The following is a 14,401-nucleotide window of genomic DNA, read 5'->3' as shown; positions in this document are numbered from 1 at the left end:
GAGCCATTGGCTCCCCTTCTGTCATCTCTTCCGATTCAAATCTGGAAGTCGAGGGCGGGCTCGCTGCCCATGGCGCGGGCCTGAATATCCGCCAGCGCCAGCTCGGGGTTGCAGAGCTGGATAAACTGCCAGGCAAAGTTGTGCTGGAACTGCCCCTGCTTGAGGCCAATCCAGGCGGTGTGAGGGGCAAACAGATGGCTGCCATCAAGCTGCACCAGCCCCTGATCGCGCTGGGTGTCGAACGCCATGTCGGCCAGTATGCCGACCCCCATCTCCAGCTCGACATAGGTCTTGATGACATCGGAGTCCTGCGCCGTCAGCAGGATCTGCGGCTCGATGCCAGCCGCAGCAAAGGCTTCATCCACCCGCACCCGCCCGGTCAACCCGGCTTGATAGGTGACGATGGGCCAGTTGGCCAGCGCCGCCAGCGTCAGATCCCGCTCGCCTGCCAGCGGATGTTGCTCGGGCACCACGATATTGTGGTGCCAGCGGTAGTAGGGAAATGCCACCACCCCTTCGCTCTTGTCGAGCTGCTCGCTGCTGATGCCGATATCCACCTCGCCGGTCTGCACCAGCCGCACTATCTCCTCCGGGCTGCCCTGACGCAGCTCCAGCTGCACCAGCGGAAACTGCTCGCGAAACGCCTTCACCACCCGCGGCAAGGCATAGCGGGCCTGGGTATGGGTGGTCGCCACCAGCAAGCGGCCCGAGTCGCGGTTGGCAAAGGTGCTGGCCAGTTTGCGGATGTTGTTGGCGTCATTGAGAATGCGCTCGGCAATCACCAGCAGCTCCTTGCCAGGCTCGGTCATACCGAGCAGCCGCTTGCCGTAGCGGATAAATAGTTCGATACCGAGCTCCTCTTCCAGCTCGCGGATATGGCGACTCACCCCGGATTGCGAGGTAAAAAGGGCGTTGGCCACCTCGGTCAGGTTGTAATCCCGCCGCGCTGCCTCCCGGATAATGCGTAACTGCTGAAAATTCACTTTGTCGCCTCCTGCGAAGAGTGGGCGACACAATCTGCTCGCCCCTCTCATTTTTGTTATTTGGCCGGATCATGCCCCGGCAGAGCGCCTGAACCGGGCGGCCACACCGCCTGCAACACAGCATCAAATCTGATAATCGGGATAGAACTGCGCCTGTCTGGCCACCAGCTTCACCCCCTGACCCGGGGCAAACAGCTTGGCCGCCTCCTTGCTCAGCTCCGCCTCATAGTGAGCCCCTTTGGTCTCACCGTCACCACGCAGCTCCACCCGAATGCGTGGCCCCATGGGCAGCAGACGGGTAATGGTGGCGCGGATCCCGCCCGGCGCATCGGCTGGCAAGATCTCCAGTTCATGGGGGCGGACATAGGCGATGGCGGCACTGCCGTGAGCCAGATGGGAAGCCGACGGCCCGCCGAGCAGCTGCTCGCCGACACCGAATCCCTGCTCCGCCACCCGACCGCGGAACTGGTTCACACTGCCGAGGAAGCTGTGGACGAAGGAGCTGGCGGGCTGGTCGTAGACCTCGGCCGGGGTGCCGATCTGCTCGACCCGTCCGGCATTCATCAGCACCACCCGATCCGCTACCTCCAGCGCCTCCTCCTGATCGTGAGTCACGAACAGACTGGTGACGTGCAGCTCGTCGTGCAGCTCGCGCAGCCAGCGACGCAGCTCCTTGCGCACCTGCGCATCGAGGGCACCGAAGGGCTTATCCAAGAGCAGTACCTTGGGCTGCACCGCCAGCGCGCGAGCCAGCGCGACCCGCTGACGCTGACCGCCGGAGAGCTGGGTCGGATAACGTTCGGCCACGTGGCTGAGCTGCACCAGATCCAGCAACTCCTTGACCCGGGCGCGAATGGCCGCCTCAGCCGGGCGTTCACTGCGCGGTTTGACCCTAAGGCCAAACGCCACGTTCTCGAAGACTGTCATATGGCGAAACAGGGCGTAGTGCTGGAACACGAAGCCGACATTGCGCTCGCGCACATGGAGATCCGAGGCATCCTCACCACGAATGATGACGTGGCCACTGTCGGCTTGCTCCAGCCCGGCGATGATCCGCAGCAGGGTGGTCTTGCCACAGCCGGAGGGGCCGAGCAGCGCCACCAGCTCACCGTCATGAAAGTCGAGGTTGATGTCTGCCAGCGCCGCGTACTGATTGAAATGCTTGTTGAGTTGTTGAACCTGAATGCTCATGGCTGCCTCTTTAAAACGGTAATTCAGTGAGATTTGGTGGGCTGGACACGCAGCCGGGCCAACAGGGTTTCCCCCAGCAGGGTGAAGATCCCGAACAGAGCCAAGAGGCTTGCCACTGCAAAGGCGGCGCCGGTCTGGTACTCGTTGTAGAGGATCTCGATATGCAGCGGCAGGGTATTGGTCTGGCCGCGAATATGGCCGGAAACTACCGACACAGCGCCAAACTCCCCCACCGCGCGGGCGGTACAGAGCAGCAGGCCGTACATCAGGCTCCAGCGAATGCCGGGAAGGGTGACGCGCCAGAACATCTGCAGGCCGCTCGCCCCCAGCATGATGGCCGCCTCTTCCTCTTCCGGGCCACGCGCCTCCATCTGGGGCAGCAGCTCGCGCACCACGAAGGGCACGGTAATGAAGGTGGTGGCCAGGATGATCCCCGGGGTGGCGAAGATGATCTTGATGTCGTGTTCGCTCAGCCAGTCACCGAACCAGCCGCGGCTGCCGAACATCAACACCAGCATCAGACCGGCGATCACCGGCGACACCGAGAAGGGCAGATCGATGATGGTGATGAGCAGCTGCCGACCGGGGAAGCGGAAACGGGCGATGGCCCAGGCCGCAGCAATCCCGAACAGCAGATTGAGGGGAACGGCGCAGAGGGTCACCAGTGCGGTCAGACCGAGGGCGCTCAGGGCATCCGGCTCGCTGATGGCGTGCCAGAAGAAGACCAGCCCAGGGCTCAGCGCCTGAATAAAGACGGTGGCCAACGGCAGCAGCAACAGGGCGGCAAACCAACCGAGACCCACCGTGATGAGCAGCCATTTGACCCACTGGGGCTCGCGGATCACGGCCGGAGCCTTGCGAGCGGGGGTCGCCTCCACAGAGGCCGCCTCAATGGCGATAGCAGATGAACTCATATCCGGCTCCCTCCGATGCGAGACCAGCTCCAGGCCTGCAACTTGTTGATTAGCAGTAACAAAATGAACGAAATCAGCAGCATCACCACGGCGATGGCAGAGGCACCGGCATAGTCATACTCCTCCAGGTGGCTCATGATCATCAGTGGCGCGATTTCCGAGACCATCGGCAGGTTGCCGGCGATAAAGATGACCGAACCGTACTCCCCTACCCCGCGGGCAAACGCCAGCGCAAAGCCGGTCAGCAGGGCCGGGATCAGGGTCGGCCAGAGCACCCGCATAAAGGTCTGCCAGCGATCGGCGCCGAGGCTGGCGGCCGCCTCCTCCTGTTCAGTTTCAGACTCCCGCAGCACCGGCTGCAGGGTACGCACCACAAACGGCAATCCGATAAAGGTGAGTGCGATGACCACCCCGATAGGGTTGTAGGCGAGCTGGATGCCGAGCGGCGCCAGCAACTGGCCGATCCAGCCGTTGGGGGCGAAGATGGCGCACAGGGCGATGCCGGAAACGGCGGTCGGCATGGCGAATGGCAGGTCGATCAGCGCATCCACCAGACGACGACCGGGGAAGGTGTAGCGCACCAGGATCCAGGCCAGGATCAGGCCAAATAGGCTGTTGAGCAGCGCCGCGACAAAGGCCGCACCGAAGCTCAGGCGAAAAGAGGCGAGCACCCGGGGTGAACCGATCACCTGCCAGAACTCGGCGGCGGTCAGGTTGTTGATCGCAAACAGTACCAGGGCCGAGAGCGGCAACAGCACCAGCAGGCCCAGATAGAGCAGGCTGAACCCCAAGGTGGGGCCAAAACCGGGCAGGACAGAATAAGAACCAAATCGCATAACACATCCATCTGTTATGAAGAATTTTCGATATGGTGATTCTGCGCACTCCCCTCATCGGCAACAAACATCAATTGCGACTTTGCTAATCACTTTTTTGTCTAACCGCAGAGTCACAAGGCTCTTGGCGCACTCCAAATAAAAAAAGGTCTTTTATATAAATAAAAGACCTAAGAAATGGAGCAATACGGAGCGGAGCATTCAAAGAACGGGGGCATGGAGTAGCCAGCGAACAGCGCGCCCGACAACCCTCCAACCACTTCACAGATACCTAGCGAAAGCCCAATACGACCGGCCGGGTCGATGCGGTCTTGACCGGTGCCACTACCAGCTCACCACGGCGGTAGAGTGCCCCCAGCAAATGCAGCCCCTGATGCCAGTCCCCATGACCTGACTGGGCATTGATATGGCCCGCCTCACCGGCATCGAACAGCGGCACCTGCCACTGACGGCTCCAGTATTCGGCCCGTTCAAAGCTCATCCAGGGATCATTGCGGCTGGCCACCAGCTGGGCGGAGACTTGCAACGGCCCTTCCAGCCGCTCATCGACAATCCCGAAACGGGCTGGGTCAGCCGGTGCCACCAGAAAGAGCGAGGCAACCTTCTCCGGCTGCAATCTGGCTGCCGCGATGGCGGTCAGGGCACCGAAAGAGTGGGCCACCAGATGGACCCGACTGCGGCGACTTCTCAACTTGCTCGCCAGCTTGGCACTCCAGACCGTGAGATCCGGTTTCTCCCATGGCAGACCCGTCATCCGTTGCCAGTAGGGAAAATGCTCGTGCCAGCGGCTCTGCCAGTGATCCGGCCCACTGTTGTGCAGACCGGGAACCAGGAGGATCTTGTTCATCTTGGTGCTCCTATCGGCTGGCACAGGGGCCAGTTCAGTGATGGATAACGAAGCTATCAACGACCCGGCTGATAGATCTGGTCAAACAGACCGCCCTGGGCGAAGTGTTTCTTCTGGGCTTTCTCCCAATCCCCTTCCAGATCCTTGACGGTAAAGAAGGTAAGCTGCGGGAACTGGGCTGCCGTCTCCTTCAGGATCGCCGGGTTGCTGGGGCGATAGTGATGTTTGGTGACGATATGCTGCCCCTCGTCGGAGTAGAGATAATCGAGATAGGCCTTGGCCACCGTTTCAGTGCCGTGCTTCTTGGCCACCTTGTCCACCACCGCGACCGGCGGCTCAGCCAATATGGAGACCGAAGGCACCACCAGCTCGAACTTGTCGCTGGCACCGGGCTGACCCAGTACCAGCAGGGCTTCGTTCTCCCATGCCAGCAGCACATCACCAAGGCCACGCTCGATAAAGCTGGTGGTGGCACCGCGGGCGCCTGAGTCCAGCACCTTCACGTTCTTGAAGAGATCGCCAACAAACTGCTTGGCCCCCTCTTCACTGCCGCTCTTCTTCAGGGCATAGCCCCAGGCGGCCAGATAGTTCCAGCGTGCCCCGCCGGAGGTCTTGGGGTTGGGAGTCACGATGGCCACATCCTTGCGCACCAGGTCGCCCCAATCCTTGATCTGCTTGGGATTACCCTTGCGTACCAGGAAGACGATGGTCGAGGTGTAGGGCGCTGCATTATTGGCCAGACGGTTCTGCCAATCCGCTGCGATAAGACCTTGCTTGGCAACGGCGTTGACGTCGTAGGCAAGCGCCAGCGAGACCACGTCAGCTTCCAGCCCGTCCACAACGGCGCGAGCCTGCTTGCCGGAGCCACCGTGAGACTGCCTCACCACCACGTCGTCGCCGGTTTTGGCCTTCCACTCCTTGGCAAAGGCGGCGTTGTACTCCTGAAACAGCTCGCGGGTCGGATCGTAAGAGACGTTGAGCAGGCGGATCTCGGCGGCATTGGCCTGACCAAATGCCAGCAGAGAGAGCAGGGTCAGGGCGGTCATTCGCAGTTTCATGGTGATTCTCCATATCTTGTTGGGTTGAGAACAGCATGCCGTGGAGTTGTTATGCCCAGAAGAAAGAAATAACTCTTTGCTTATCTCTTTTGCTCATATCAACTCAGCCACCCGCACCGGAAGCCGGACGCAGACTCTGTGAGCCATGCCCCTCTGGCCCCTTGCTCGCTGTGCCATCATGGGAACAAGGCAGGCAGATGACGAAAAGGAAGTCGTTATGTGGATCAATGCAGAACCGGTCAACGGAGCCCTGGTCTCGCTGGCCATCGGCCTGATCATCGGGCTGGAGCGGGGCTGGCAGGTGCGCCAGCTGGGGGATAACCAGCGCATCGCCGGGATGCGTACCTACGGCCTCATTGGCCTGCTCGGCGGGGTGTGCGGTTTGCTGCTGCCCACTCTGGGCCCCTGGCTGCCGCTGCTCGGCCTGCTGGCGGTGGTGATCGGCTGCGGCCTCTCGGTCTGGCTGGCCCAGCGCTGGCAGGGGGAGTTCGGCCTCACCAGCTCGGTGGCCATGCTGCTCACCTATCTGCTGGGGCTGATGTCGGTGCTGCTGAGCCCGAGCGAGGCGGTCGCCTGCGCCGTGCTGGCCGCCCTGTTGATGGGGCTCAAGGGCAAGATCCAGCAGGGGATGCTGTTTCTGAGCGAAACCGAATTCCACGCCACCCTGCGCTTTCTGCTTATCTCGCTGGTGCTGCTGCCGGTACTGCCCAACGAGGAGATGGGCCCTCTCGATGCCTTCAACCCCTTCAAGATCTGGCTGATGGTGGTGGTGATCGCCGGCATCTCGTTTTGTGGCCACTTCGCGGTACGCCTGCTCGGCACCCGCGCCGGACTGGTGCTCACCAGCATACTGGCGGGATTGGCCTCCTCCACCGCCCTTACCCTGCAGTTCGCCCGTCTCAACAAGGAGCAGGGCGGGCTGGAGCGACTGCTGGCCACCGGCATCCTGCTGGCAGGGGCCACCATGTGGCTGCGGCTGCTGGTACTGGTGCTGCTGATTCACAGCGAGCTGGCGATGCGCCTCGCCGCCCCGCTCGTGTTGCTGGCGACCACGGTGTACGGCTTTGCCTTCTGGTTCTGGCGCCAGCGCGAGGAGCTGACAGACGGCCCGGTACAGCCGGAAACCAGCAACCCGCTCGATCTGGCCACCGCCATCAAGTTCGGCCTGCTGCTGGCGTTGATCGGCTTTATGGCAACGCTGCTGCAAGACAAGGTAGGCAACTCGGGGGTCTATCTGCTGTCGCTGGTCTCGGGGATCACCGACGTGGACGCCATCACCTTGTCGCTCTCCCAGCTTTCCCACAAGGAGCTGGCGCTGGAGGTGGCGGCCCGCGGCATCCTGCTGGCCGGGCTGGTCAACTCGCTGGTGAAGGGGCTGCTGGCCCTTGGCATCGGCGGTCGCAGTCTCGGGCTGCGGGTATTGCTCCCCTACTTCGTCTCGGCCCTGTTGATCCTGCCCCTCGTCTGGCCCGCAGGTTGACGAGGATCACCTGCAACAAGTGACAGACTGACGGCGCCCCTGACAGTCACGTATACTGCCTGCTCTTGCAGCATGAGGAGGTAGCAATGGCGAGCGACTGGGACAAGGTACTGGCAGGCGGGGCCCTGGATAGCCAGAGCGAGGAGATAGCGAACGACCGGATCCGCGGTCAGGCGCTGCTGGCCAAGCTCAACGGTTCATCGGCGGGCGATGCTCCTCTGCGCCAGCAGATCTGCCGCGAACTGTTTGGCCACTGCCCCGACTCCTGCTGGATCAGCACGCCGTTTACCTGCGAGTTTGGCCGCAACATTCATATCGGCGAGAAGACCTTCTTCAACTTCAACGTCACCATTCTCGACGTGGGCGAAGTGCGCATCGGCAGCCATGTGCTGCTGGCCCCCAACGTGCAGATCTACACCGCTACCCACACCATGAACTATCTGGAACGACGCAACTGGACCGCCTACAACAAGCCGGTGCGGATCGGCGATGACTGCTGGATCGGCGGCGGCGCCATCATCTGCCCCGGCGTCACCATAGGGCCGCGCTCCATCATTGGCGCCGGCGCCGTGGTCACCCGCGACATCCCGGCCGACTCGGTGGCGGTGGGAAATCCGGCCAGAGTGATCCGCACTCTCAAGCAGGACGAGGAGCGCTGCTGGGAGCTGGCCCAGTGATGGCGCTGGCACTGCTGCCACTGGGCGCCGCCCTCTGGCTCGGCCTCGGCGAGCAGCAGTGGTGGCCGCTGGCCGTGTTGCTCACCATGAGCCTGCTCACGGTGGCCGCCTACGCCTGGGACAAGCGGCAGGCGGTACGGGGTGAGTGGCGCATTCCCGAATCTCGCCTGCACCTGCTGGAGCTGTGCGGCGGCTGGCCGGGCGCACTGGTGGCCCGCCAGTGGCTGCGTCACAAGACCCAGAAGCGCAGCTACCGGCTGGTCTTCTGGTTTATCGTGCTGCTGCACCTCACCCTGTGGGCGCTCTGGGTCGGGCGGCCACTCTGGCAGCAATAGCCAACTGCATCACAAAGGCGAAACGGGACCCATTGCGGCCAATTGGCGGCTGTGAGAAAACAGAACAGATCCCATCAGCGTTTTCGCCGTTTATAGACGACAAGGAGTCGTGACATGACCATGTGGACAGGCATAGTCCTGATCGTATTTATCAGCCTATTGTTCGGATACCTCGGCAAGCGAGCTCGCTACCAGATGGGGGATGCACGCATCACCGACCGCCTCGGCAAGCAGGATATGATCATCAGAGAATTGCAGGAGCGGATCGCCAATCTGGAGGCGATCGTCATCGAAGAGGAGAAGCGGCGCCCGTTTCGGGAGCTGTGATTTTTCGCCATCAGGCGTCAGATAACCAAAATTCAAATCAAAGATAGAGGGCGGCATGATGCAGCCCTCTATCGTTTCAGCAAATTCAGATTGCCAACGGCAGCAACTCGGCATAGTCGCGGATCGCCGGAAAAGCGGTAATGCTCTGCTCCGGCTTGCAGCTATCCGGATTCTGGATCGCCAGCTGATAGACGATACCATAGTCGGCGGCAGCCCGCAGGATCCGCTCGCTATCATCCACAAACAGGGTGCGGGCCGGATCGAACGCCAGCCGCTCGGCCAGTGCCTGCCAGCAGTGCTGGCTCTCCTTCGACCAACCCAGTTCGTGGGTACTCACCATCAGATCCAGATGGTCGCTCAGCCCCAGCTGCGCATCCTTCACCGACAGGCTGGCGGGGTGGGCATTGGTGAAAAGCACCAGCTGTTTGCCCGCGGCACGCAGCTCGGCCAGAAAGGGGATGGCGTGGGGGCGCCACTGGATCTTCGCCAGCAGCTCCTGCTTGAGGGCACGAATATCGAGCCCCAGGGTCTCGCTCCAGTAATCCACGCAGTACCAGTTGAGGGTGCCGTTGACGGCGTGATAGTGGACGTCGATCTGCGCTTTGGCTTCATCCAGCGGCAGACCGAGCCGCTCGGCGTAACGCTCCGGCACCAGCTGCTGCCAGAGGTGGTTGTCAAAATGCAGATCGATCAGGGTGCCATCCATATCGAGCAAGACGGTGTCTATCTGGTGCCAGGGCAAGGTGGTAGCGCGGGAGTGTGGCATCGGGTCTCTTGATCTCGGTGTCGCGAAAGAAATGGAGCGGCAGTATAACGGATTTTTCCTCCCCCTTTCCCCTCCCTGCCCCGTGGTGTTCGGTGTGGGAGTCGTTTACTCTTGAAGCACGATTTTTTAACGAGCCGTCACCCCTGATGAGTGAGCACCACAAAAGCCCCCCCGAACAGATTTCGATCGACCAGCTGGAGCAGGAGAAGAGCAAGCCGGAGATCCTCAAGGCCGAGATCGTGGCCGAGAGCCGGCTGTTCAGAGTGGAATCCCTCCACCTCAAATTCTCCAACGGTGAGGAGCGAGTCTACGAGCGGATGCGCGGCGGCAATCGTGGCGCCGTCATGGTGGTGCCGCTGTTCGATGAGCAGACCCTGCTGCTGGTGCGCGAATATGCCGCCGGCACCCACTCCTACGAGCTGGGCTTTCCCAAGGGGCTGATCGACCCGGGCGAAGATGCCTTCGAGGCAGGCAACCGGGAGCTGATGGAAGAGGCAGGCTTTGGCGCCAACAGCCTGACCCTGCTCAAACAGGTGTCGCTGGCGCCCGGTTACTTCTCCAGCCGGATGGACATTTTGCTGGCCCGGGATCTCTTCCCCGAACAGCGGATCGGCGACGAACCCGAACCGCTGGAGGTGATCCCCTGGCCACTCAACCGGATCGATGAATTGCTGGCGCGGCCCGACTTCACCGAGTCGCGCAGCATCAGTGCCCTGCTCTTGGCCCAAAAGTGGCTGGCGGAGCAGACAAAGTAGCCCGCAGACGGGCAGTTAACAGACAGAGGATAACGAGATGCAGGAGTTGTTGGCCTGGGTGCCGGGGGTCAAGGAGATTGCCCGCGAAGCCGGAAGGATCCTTCACGACATCTATCACGGCGGTCAGTTCGAGCGTCAGCTGAAGGAGGATGCGACCCCGGTCACCAGTGCCGATCTTGCTGCCGATGCCTACCTCAAACAGGCGCTCTCGGCGCTCACCCCCCATGTGCCGGTGCTGACCGAAGAGGCGGCCGACATCCCCTTCAGCCAGCGATCCAACTGGCGGCAATACTGGCTGGTGGATCCCCTCGACGGCACTGGCGAATTTATCGCAGGCAGCGGCGATTTCGCCACCCTGATCGCCTTGGTGCGGGACAACGTGCCGGTGCTCGGGGTCATCTACGCCCCCGAGTCTGACGTGCTCTACTGGGCTGTGCGCGGCTACGGCGCCTTCAAGGAAGTGAACGGCGAGGTGTTGCCCATCAGCGCCATGCACCACGAGCATGACCAGCCCGACTCGCTGGTGGTAGCCATCAGCCGCCGCCAGAAGCTGGAGAAGCTCACCCGCCGCCTCAACCCGGCCATCAACTACGAGCTGATCCCGCTCGGCTCCAGCTCCCTCAAATCCTGTCTGGTGGCGGAAGGGGCGGCCGATTGCTACGTGCGGCTCGGCCCCACCGGCGAGTGGGACACCGCCGCCGCCCAGTGCATCGTCGAGGCGGCAGGTGGCCGCATCCTCAGCCTGGCGTTGCAGCCACTCAGTTACAACGAAACCGAGTCGCTGGAGAACCCTGACTTTATCGTGATGGGGGATCCGGATCTCGCCTGGGGCAACATTCTGGCCCACTAAACGGATAGCGATATCATCACACCAGACAAGCAGGCGGCCCGATGGCCGCCTGCTTTGTCAGGGAAGTTGCCCCGAGTAATGGCCGGAGTGATCCTCTGGTCAAGGCGCTCTTGAACAGCGTGATACGCTGGCAAAGAAGCGAAATGATAGTGAAACATCACAATCGGTCGGCGAGAAATGGTGCGATTTTCACGTAATTCTGAAAACACCTGATTAGCCAAAATAAAAAAACGAGCGCAGATCAAATTTTGGTTTTATATTTCACAAAAATCACCATTGTCAGTTTTGTTTCATTCTGTGACCCAGATTCAATTCCCAATCTCGCTGGCTAAACCCCGCAATGGCAGTGATATGTTTCAGTCTCGCTTTTTGAGAATTAAATCCCGATAAACCACAATGAACTCAGATTAAAACACTAACAAAAAGTGAATTAGTAATGAGTTTATCTGTAGAGGCTACCAAGGAGCTATCCGGTTCCTGCTCCACCACTGCCAGCATCACCCGCTGGCGCCGTCACGACACCCACTGGGTTATCAGCCTGTTTGGCACCGCCGTTGGCGCCGGCATCCTGTTCCTGCCCATCAATCTGGGTCTGGGCGGGATCTGGCCTCTCGTCATCGTCGCGGTACTGGCAGGCCCCATGACCTTCCTGGCCCACCGCGGGCTGGCGCGCTTCGTGCTCTCCTCGTCACGCCCCCACGCCGACTTCACCGAAGTGGCGGAGGAGCACTTCGGCAAAATGGCCGGTCGCCTCATCTCGGCGCTCTATTTCCTCTCCATCTTCCCGATCCTGCTCATCTACGGGGTCGGGCTGACCAACACGGTGGAGAGCTTTATGGTCAACCAGCTCGGCATGGCGACCCCGGATCGGGTGATGCTCTCCGGCCTGCTGGTGTTCGCCATGATCGCTGTGATGCTGGCGGGTGAGAAAGCGATGCTGCGCGCCTTCGCCTTTATGGTCTATCCGCTGGCGGCCATTCTGGCGGCGCTCTCCTGCTACCTGATCCCTCAGTGGCAATGGCCGGAAGTGACCGCGTTTGAGGGAGTCAGCTTCCTCAATACCGTCTGGCTGGCGCTGCCGGTCACCGTGTTCGCCTTCAGCCACGCCGCCGCCATCTCCGGCTTTGCCAACGTGCAGCGCCGTGAATATGGCGAGCAGGCGGAAGCCAAGAGCAGCCTGATCCTGCGCAACACCACAGTAATGCTGGTGGGCTTCGTGCTCTTCTTCGTCTTCTCCTGCGTGCTGAGCCTCTCGCCAGCCCAGCTGGCTGAAGCCAAGGCCCAGAACGTCTCTGTGCTCTCCTATCTCGCCAACATCACCGACAACCCGGTGATCGTGACTCTGGGGCCGCTCATCGCCTTTATCGCTATCAGCTCCTCCTTCCTCGGCCACTTCCTCGGTGCCCGCGAAAGCCTGAAAAGCCTGATCGCCAAGCCCACCGGTCTGCCGCTGGCCAAGGCGGACAAACTGGGTATCGCCCTGATGTTCTTCGCCATCTGGGGTGCCGCCGTCATCAACCCGGGCATTCTGGGACTGATAGAGACCCTCTCCGGCCCGGTCATCGCCATGATCCTGTTCATCATGCCGGTGATTGCGATCTACAGGTGGAGGCGCTGGCCCGCTTCCGTCACGGCTGGACCAACGGCTTTATCCTGCTGACCGGGTCGCTGGCGGTATCGGCGCTGATCTTCAGCCTGTTGAAGTAACGACTCGCAGCAGAAAACAAAAAGAGAGGCGACCCCGGGGTCGCCTCTCTTGTCTCTGTTCGGGTGTGAACTCAGCCCAGCTTGGCGCCGTTCTCCACCGCCCGCTCAGGGATAGCCATCACCACGGCGCCATCTGGCCGGTAGAAACCAGTCAGCAGAAATTCAGACTGAAACGGCCCTATCTGTTTGGTCGGGAAGTTGACTACGGCGATGATCTGGCGGCCCACCAGCTGCTCTGGCTGGTATAGCGCGGTGATCTGGGCACTGCTCTTGCGTATCCCCAGTTCGGGGCCAAAATCCGCCCACACCTTGTAGGCCGGTTTGCGCGCCTCGGGGAACGGCTCAACCCGCACCAGGGTGCCCACCCGGAGCTCCACCATATCGAAATCCTGCCAGCTAATCGTCTCCATTTCGGCTCCTGTTTATCGTGCACCTTGCATGACCCGCAGCATGGCCCAAAGAGAGCATCCCGTCTTCGGCGATCAGCCGTTTCGTTGCGGCAGGTGGCCGTTTTGCTGGCGCCAGAGGGACGGTGTGAGCCCGGCCTCGGCCAGGAAGCGCTCGCCGAAGGCCCCCTGATTCTGGTAACCGCAGCGGCTGGCAATCTCGCCAACGGGCAGTTGCGTACCGGCAAGCAGGGTGCGCGCCAGCGCCATGCGTCGACTGCGAATGTAGTGGGAGACGCTCACCCCCAACTGCTGGCGAAAGGCGAGCTTGAACTGACTCTGGCCAAGGCAGGCGATGGCGGCGAGTTGCTGATTGGTCAGCGGGGCCGCGAGGTTGGCCTCGATATGGCGCTGCACCTTGAGGATGCGGGCGGCAAGGCGCGGTGTGGCAGCGCTCTGCATCCCCAGCCCTTCCGCCAGCAGGGAGAGCCACACCTGCTCCATGCCAGCCACCTGCCGCCCCTCGGCCACCATGCGGTGCAGAAAAGCGAGGTAGTGGCGCTGGGGCTGATCCAGCTCGATAAAGGGGCGGGCCGCCAAATCGCCGGGTAACCAGTCGCTCTCCTGCACCAGAAACGAAAGCGCCGGATCGGCGGCGTAGTCGTGTCGCTCGCCGGGAGCGATGATGCAGGCAGAACCGGGGGCAAGCCTGCGCCCCCGGCCCTGCACCTCGATCTCGAGGGGGCCGTCGAGGGGGATCACCAGCTGGGCAAAGTCGTGGCTATGGCTGCAGACGTGGTGGTGATAGTGGCGCAGGCTGAAGCGGGACATGGCAGATAGCAATGACGCGGCCAGGGCCGCGTCATTGGGGGTTATTCCTTGTCGAAATCTTCGATCTCTTTGCCCAGCGCTTCCATGATGGCGCGCGCTTCGGCCGGGACACTGTCCGGTTGATCCTTGCGCAAGTCTTCGTCGCAAGGGAGCGGCTGGCCGGTGAAAGCGTGCAGGAAGGCTTCACAGAGCAGCTCGCTGTTGGTCGCATGACGCAGGTTGTTCACCTGACGGCGGGTGCGCTCATCGGTCAACACTTTCAACACCTTGAGCGGGATCGAGACGGTAATCTTCTTGACCTGTTCGCTCTTCTTACCGTGTTCCGCGTAGGGGCTGACGTAGTCGCCGTTCCACTCTGTTCCCATGACTCACCTGTTCTCATTTAGCCGTGAGCGCGGATTTTAACCCTTAAGGAAATTAATGGCAATCCAACAGCAAAGCCATTTAGACGTCTGGAA

Annotated in this window: 16 protein-coding genes and 1 pseudogene; 7 read left to right on the top strand and 10 right to left on the bottom strand. The window is 61.5% G+C overall.

All coding sequences use genetic code 11. From position 1 onward, the window contains the following. Positions 1 to 35 precede the first annotated feature (35 nt). The 6 genes from cbl to ACTG2J_RS02350 all read right to left on the bottom strand — a co-directional run bounded on the left by cbl (position 36) and on the right by ACTG2J_RS02350 (position 5,829). The gene (gene cbl, locus ACTG2J_RS02375; RefSeq protein ID WP_040096707.1) at positions 36 to 983 is read right to left on the bottom strand and encodes an HTH-type transcriptional regulator Cbl; all 948 of its coding nucleotides are present in this window, start codon (positions 981 to 983) and stop codon (positions 36 to 38) included. Between the two features lie 123 nt (positions 984 to 1,106). Beyond that, positions 1,107 to 2,174 carry a sulfate/molybdate ABC transporter ATP-binding protein gene (locus tag ACTG2J_RS02370; RefSeq protein WP_439997128.1) on the bottom strand — a complete coding sequence of 356 codons (1,068 nt, stop codon included), beginning with the start codon at positions 2,172 to 2,174 and terminating at the stop codon, positions 1,107 to 1,109. Positions 2,175 to 2,197: 23 nt separating this feature from the next. Continuing rightward, positions 2,198 to 3,088 (bottom strand): sulfate ABC transporter permease subunit CysW, encoded by an 891-nt coding sequence (gene cysW, locus ACTG2J_RS02365; protein ID WP_439989049.1) that lies wholly within the window; start codon positions 3,086 to 3,088, stop codon positions 2,198 to 2,200. Continuing rightward, a complete protein-coding gene (cysT, locus tag ACTG2J_RS02360; RefSeq protein ID WP_439989050.1) occupies positions 3,085 to 3,924 on the bottom strand; it encodes a sulfate ABC transporter permease subunit CysT in 840 nt (279 codons plus the stop codon). The genes cysW and cysT overlap by 4 nt, the downstream gene beginning before the upstream one ends. 271 nt (positions 3,925 to 4,195) lie before the next feature. Further along, positions 4,196 to 4,771: an RBBP9/YdeN family alpha/beta hydrolase gene (locus ACTG2J_RS02355; RefSeq protein ID WP_439989051.1), complete on the bottom strand. Its 576-nt coding sequence runs from the start codon at positions 4,769 to 4,771 to the stop codon at positions 4,196 to 4,198. A 56-nt stretch (positions 4,772 to 4,827) separates the two neighbouring features. Further along, entirely contained in the window at positions 4,828 to 5,829 is a 1,002-nt protein-coding gene (locus ACTG2J_RS02350) for a sulfate ABC transporter substrate-binding protein (protein WP_439997127.1), read from the bottom strand. 217 nt (positions 5,830 to 6,046) lie between these two features. Between ACTG2J_RS02350 and ACTG2J_RS02345 the strand changes: the two genes are divergently transcribed. From ACTG2J_RS02345 to ACTG2J_RS02330, 4 genes are all read left to right on the top strand, one after another. Beyond that, positions 6,047 to 7,309 carry an MgtC/SapB family protein gene (locus ACTG2J_RS02345; protein WP_042053278.1) on the top strand — a complete coding sequence of 421 codons (1,263 nt, stop codon included), beginning with the start codon at positions 6,047 to 6,049 and terminating at the stop codon, positions 7,307 to 7,309. Between the two features lie 86 nt (positions 7,310 to 7,395). Next, a complete protein-coding gene (locus ACTG2J_RS02340; protein ID WP_113740056.1) occupies positions 7,396 to 7,986 on the top strand; it encodes a sugar O-acetyltransferase in 591 nt (196 codons plus the stop codon). Continuing rightward, complete coding sequence (locus ACTG2J_RS02335) at positions 7,983 to 8,321, top strand: DUF1294 domain-containing protein (RefSeq protein WP_076494508.1); 339 nt, start codon at positions 7,983 to 7,985, stop codon at positions 8,319 to 8,321. Before ACTG2J_RS02340 ends, ACTG2J_RS02335 begins: the two co-directional genes overlap by 4 nt. 114 nt (positions 8,322 to 8,435) lie before the next feature. Further along, entirely contained in the window at positions 8,436 to 8,648 is a 213-nt protein-coding gene (locus tag ACTG2J_RS02330) for a hypothetical protein (protein ID WP_040067337.1), read from the top strand. 85 nt (positions 8,649 to 8,733) lie between these two features. Here ACTG2J_RS02330 and yrfG read toward each other — a convergent pair whose 3' ends face one another. Beyond that, positions 8,734 to 9,414 carry a GMP/IMP nucleotidase gene (gene yrfG, locus ACTG2J_RS02325; RefSeq protein ID WP_439989054.1) on the bottom strand — a complete coding sequence of 227 codons (681 nt, stop codon included), beginning with the start codon at positions 9,412 to 9,414 and terminating at the stop codon, positions 8,734 to 8,736. Between the two features lie 146 nt (positions 9,415 to 9,560). Here yrfG and nudE point away from each other — a divergent pair, with 146 nt between their 5' ends. The 3 genes and pseudogenes from nudE (at position 9,561) to ACTG2J_RS02310 (ending at position 12,726) form a co-directional block, all read left to right on the top strand. Beyond that, positions 9,561 to 10,169, top strand: coding sequence for an ADP compounds hydrolase NudE (gene nudE, locus ACTG2J_RS02320; RefSeq protein ID WP_162628427.1), 609 nt, complete (start codon positions 9,561 to 9,563; stop codon positions 10,167 to 10,169). 37 nt (positions 10,170 to 10,206) lie between these two features. Beyond that, the gene (gene cysQ / locus ACTG2J_RS02315; protein ID WP_042030322.1) at positions 10,207 to 11,019 is read left to right on the top strand and encodes a 3'(2'),5'-bisphosphate nucleotidase CysQ; all 813 of its coding nucleotides are present in this window, start codon (positions 10,207 to 10,209) and stop codon (positions 11,017 to 11,019) included. A gap of 436 nt (positions 11,020 to 11,455) precedes the next feature. Next, positions 11,456 to 12,726, top strand: a pseudogene (locus ACTG2J_RS02310) (aromatic amino acid transport family protein). Positions 12,727 to 12,797: 71 nt separating this feature from the next. Here ACTG2J_RS02310 and ACTG2J_RS02305 read toward each other — a convergent pair. The 3 genes from ACTG2J_RS02305 to metJ form a co-directional block, all read right to left on the bottom strand. Further along, positions 12,798 to 13,136 carry a tRNA-binding protein gene (locus ACTG2J_RS02305; protein WP_201990720.1) on the bottom strand — a complete coding sequence of 113 codons (339 nt, stop codon included), beginning with the start codon at positions 13,134 to 13,136 and terminating at the stop codon, positions 12,798 to 12,800. A 72-nt stretch (positions 13,137 to 13,208) separates the two neighbouring features. Further along, positions 13,209 to 13,943 (bottom strand): helix-turn-helix domain-containing protein, encoded by a 735-nt coding sequence (locus tag ACTG2J_RS02300; protein WP_439997126.1) that lies wholly within the window; start codon positions 13,941 to 13,943, stop codon positions 13,209 to 13,211. A 41-nt stretch (positions 13,944 to 13,984) separates the two neighbouring features. Continuing rightward, positions 13,985 to 14,308: a met regulon transcriptional regulator MetJ gene (gene metJ, locus ACTG2J_RS02295; RefSeq protein ID WP_005340251.1), complete on the bottom strand. Its 324-nt coding sequence runs from the start codon at positions 14,306 to 14,308 to the stop codon at positions 13,985 to 13,987. Positions 14,309 to 14,401: the final 93 nt, after the last annotated feature.

It is taken from the genome of Aeromonas sp. 6P, assembly GCF_051919525.1.
Classification (GTDB): Bacteria; Pseudomonadota; Gammaproteobacteria; order Enterobacterales; family Aeromonadaceae; genus Aeromonas; species Aeromonas veronii.
This window is presented reverse-complemented; position numbering and strand designations above follow the sequence as displayed.

Bases quoted from the DNA above. Each gene is read 5' to 3' on its own strand.
- ACTG2J_RS02350 (WP_439997127.1), bottom strand. From the start codon at position 5,829: ATGAAACTGCGAATGACCGCCCTGACCCTGCTCTCTCTGCTGGCATTT.
- nudE (WP_162628427.1), top strand. From the start codon at position 9,561: ATGAGTGAGCACCACAAAAGCCCCCCCGAACAGATTTCGATCGACCAG.
- ACTG2J_RS02305 (WP_201990720.1), bottom strand. From the start codon at position 13,136: ATGGAGACGATTAGCTGGCAGGATTTCGATATGGTGGAGCTCCGGGTG.
- ACTG2J_RS02340 (WP_113740056.1), top strand. From the start codon at position 7,396: ATGGCGAGCGACTGGGACAAGGTACTGGCAGGCGGGGCCCTGGATAGC.
- metJ (WP_005340251.1), bottom strand. From the start codon at position 14,308: ATGGGAACAGAGTGGAACGGCGACTACGTCAGCCCCTACGCGGAACAC.
- yrfG (WP_439989054.1), bottom strand. From the start codon at position 9,414: ATGCCACACTCCCGCGCTACCACCTTGCCCTGGCACCAGATAGACACC.
- ACTG2J_RS02355 (WP_439989051.1), bottom strand. From the start codon at position 4,771: ATGAACAAGATCCTCCTGGTTCCCGGTCTGCACAACAGTGGGCCGGAT.
- ACTG2J_RS02345 (WP_042053278.1), top strand. From the start codon at position 6,047: ATGTGGATCAATGCAGAACCGGTCAACGGAGCCCTGGTCTCGCTGGCC.
- ACTG2J_RS02370 (WP_439997128.1), bottom strand. From the start codon at position 2,174: ATGAGCATTCAGGTTCAACAACTCAACAAGCATTTCAATCAGTACGCG.
- cysQ (WP_042030322.1), top strand. From the start codon at position 10,207: ATGCAGGAGTTGTTGGCCTGGGTGCCGGGGGTCAAGGAGATTGCCCGC.
- cysW (WP_439989049.1), bottom strand. From the start codon at position 3,088: ATGAGTTCATCTGCTATCGCCATTGAGGCGGCCTCTGTGGAGGCGACC.
- ACTG2J_RS02330 (WP_040067337.1), top strand. From the start codon at position 8,436: ATGACCATGTGGACAGGCATAGTCCTGATCGTATTTATCAGCCTATTG.
- ACTG2J_RS02300 (WP_439997126.1), bottom strand. From the start codon at position 13,943: ATGTCCCGCTTCAGCCTGCGCCACTATCACCACCACGTCTGCAGCCAT.
- cysT (WP_439989050.1), bottom strand. From the start codon at position 3,924: ATGCGATTTGGTTCTTATTCTGTCCTGCCCGGTTTTGGCCCCACCTTG.